Genomic DNA, 2768 nt, shown 5'->3' on the forward strand with positions numbered 1-2768 from the left:
GCCCCCCCGGGCGCGGGCGGCCCCGCCCCCCCCCCCCCGGGTACGGGACGGGTAGGGGCGGAGGGGGCGAAAACCTGTCCGGACCTGGGGCGGGGCCTCGGCCGCGAGGGCAATCACATCGTCCTACCCACGTCTTGGGCGGCTCAGTCACGCTCTCCGCAGGCGGGCACAACACGCCCTGTACTCAGGCGGAACACGAACCGATGCGATCAACAAACGGTCACCGACCGGTACTTGAACAGGCACCGATCCGTGCCAAAAGCGTCGTAATCGATGATTTTAGCAACTGGGTGTAGTGCTGCCTGTACGAAGCGTTATTCTCCTCAGACGCAAACCGGTACCCCTCCGTCGTCACGACGGGTGAAAGGTCCCGCACTGCACGTGATGGAAGCTCTGCCTCTGGGAGTCCCGTGTACTCACACGTCGGGGTTGACGCCTCGGGCCTGGCTACGCTGCGCGCAACGGTCCTGGACCGTTTGCGCGGCTTCGTCCCCACCGCGTACGCCGTCCCCGCCTTCGCCCTCCCCGCACCCGTCGGGCCTTGCTATGCCCTGGCCGACGGCAACGCGGCGGTCGGCAGGCGGGGCCGCTCAGGCTCGGCCACCACCGCACGCCGTCCGGCCGCGGACAGTGACAGCGCCCGGATGATGGATCTCGTGGAGCGCGCCCAGGCCGGCGAGGCCGACGCCTTCGGACGGCTCTACGACCAGTACAGCGACACCGTGTACCGCTACATCTACTACCGGGTCGGCAGCAAGGCGACCGCCGAGGACCTCACGAGTGAGACCTTTCTGCGGGCGCTGCGCCGGATCGGCACCTTCACCTGGCAGGGCCGCGACTTCGGCGCCTGGCTCGTGACCATCGCCCGGAACCTGGTGGCCGACCATTTCAAGTCCAGCCGCTTCCGGCTGGAAGTGACCACCGGCGAGATGCTCGACGCCAACGAGGTCGAGCGCTCCCCCGAGGACTCCGTCCTGGAGTCGCTTTCCAACGCCGCGCTCCTTGACGCCGTGCGCCGGCTCAACCCTCAGCAGCAGGAGTGCGTGACGCTCCGCTTCCTCCAGGGGCTCTCGGTCGCCGAGACCGCCCGGGTGATGGGCAAGAACGAGGGTGCCATCAAGACCCTGCAGTACCGGGCCGTCCGCACGCTGGCCCGGCTCCTGCCCGACGACGTGCGCTGAGCCCGCTTTCGATCACAGGGGCCCCGCGCACGCTCAGCGACGCCCAACTCACCTTCCGTAAAAGTCTGTTGACTTCGCGGTCCGTGCGTCCGCCGTCCGTAACCGAAGTGCCGTGACACTCGTTGTGCGGGATACAGGCTCCCTGTGGTCACGCCTTGGCCAGCACCGATCACCCGATCGTGTGCAGACGACCAGGGAGTGCAACCCTCAGGACCCCCTGGGGAGTCGACCGTCATGACGAGAGGAGGTGCCGCCAGTGATCGCGAACGTATCGGCACACCGGCGGGCGAACGCCTTCGCCCAGGCCCTGGAGGAGATCGACCAGGGCACGGCGGCCGAGCAGCCAGATGGGTCGGCACCGTCCCGGGCTGCTGCGGAACAGACCGAGCAAGGGCTGCTGTTGGCCCTCGCCACCGGTCTCGGCGAGCTGCCCGAACCGGAGCTGGACCCCGAGGTCAAGATCGTGCAGCGAGCCCAGCTCGTCGCCGCGATGGAGGCCATGCTGCGGGAGGGCACGGCCGCCGGAGGCGAGGGTCCGGACCGCGCTCTGCCCGGGCAGCGGTCCCATCGGGCCAAGGGCGCGCACCGGGCGACCGGACTGGGGAAGCTCCGACCCCGGTCCCGGCTGTCCAAGGGGCTGGCCGCGGGCGGGCTCACCGTCGGTGTGGCCGCCGGAGCCTTCGGCGGTGTGGCCGCCGCGAGCTCCGACGCCCTGCCCGGTGACTCGCTCTACGGGCTCAAACGCGGCATGGAGGACATCAAGCTGGGGCTGGCCGACGGCGACAGCGACCGGGGCGAGCTCTACCTCGACCAGGCCTCGAACCGCCTGAGCGAAGCCCGCCGACTGATGGAGCGGGGCCGCTCGGGACACCTCGACCACGAGTCCCTGGGCGAGATCCGCCGAGCTCTGTCCGGCATGCAGCACGACGCCTCCGAGGGCCACCGACTGCTGCACGAGGCGTACGAACGGGACGGCTCGCTGGGCCCCATCCAGGCCCTCTCCGCGTTCTCCCAGTCCCACCGCGAGGCCTGGGGCGCCCTGCGCGACCGGCTGCCCGTGCAGCTCGGTGACGTCAGTGACCAGGTCTCGTCGGTCTTCGAAGCCATAGACGAAGAGGTCGACCCGCTGCGCTCGCTGCTGCCCAGGACGCCCGCCCCCGAGGGCACCGGCCGTCACCGGGGCAAGAGCGAGGAGTCCACCCGCTCGCCGGGCACGGACACTCCGGCGCCCAGCGCCAGCAGCGGCTCCACGGGCGAAAGCCACAGCAGCGGCAAGCCCAAGCCGTCCAGTTCCGGCAGCAGCAGCGAGGGCCTGCTCGGCGGCGGCACCGGCGGTCTGCTCGACCCGCCGCAGGACGACACCAGCTCCACCCCGTCGTCCAGCGCCGGCGGCAAGGGCAGTGCGACGAGCGAACCCGACGTCACCCTGCCGCCCCTGCTCCCCGGTCTCCTGCCGGGCCTCGGCATCGACACGCAGGACAGCGACTGACCGGACCACCGCGGTTGCGGGGGTGGGGGGGGCGCCCCGGGGGGGGGGCGCCGCCCCCCAGAGCGACGCGAAAAAAAAAAAATAAAACATAAAATGAT

At 70.4% G+C, this 2768-nt stretch carries 2 protein-coding genes; both read left to right on the plus strand.

Going from position 1 to position 2768, the window contains the following annotated elements; genetic code table 11:
- Positions 1-410 precede the first annotated feature (410 nt).
- Positions 411-1181 (plus strand): ECF subfamily RNA polymerase sigma factor, BldN family, encoded by a 771-nt coding sequence (locus tag ACFXGX_RS36545; RefSeq protein WP_384800518.1) that lies wholly within the window; start codon positions 411-413, stop codon positions 1179-1181.
- 256 nt (positions 1182-1437) lie between these two features.
- On the plus strand, positions 1438-2670 hold the full coding sequence (locus ACFXGX_RS36550; RefSeq protein WP_384800521.1) for a DUF5667 domain-containing protein: 1233 nt from the start codon (positions 1438-1440) through the stop codon (positions 2668-2670).
- The last annotated feature ends 98 nt before the right edge of the window (positions 2671-2768 follow it).

This window comes from Streptomyces sp. NPDC059371, from assembly GCF_042751995.1.
Lineage (GTDB): Bacteria > Actinomycetota > Actinomycetes > Streptomycetales > Streptomycetaceae > Streptomyces.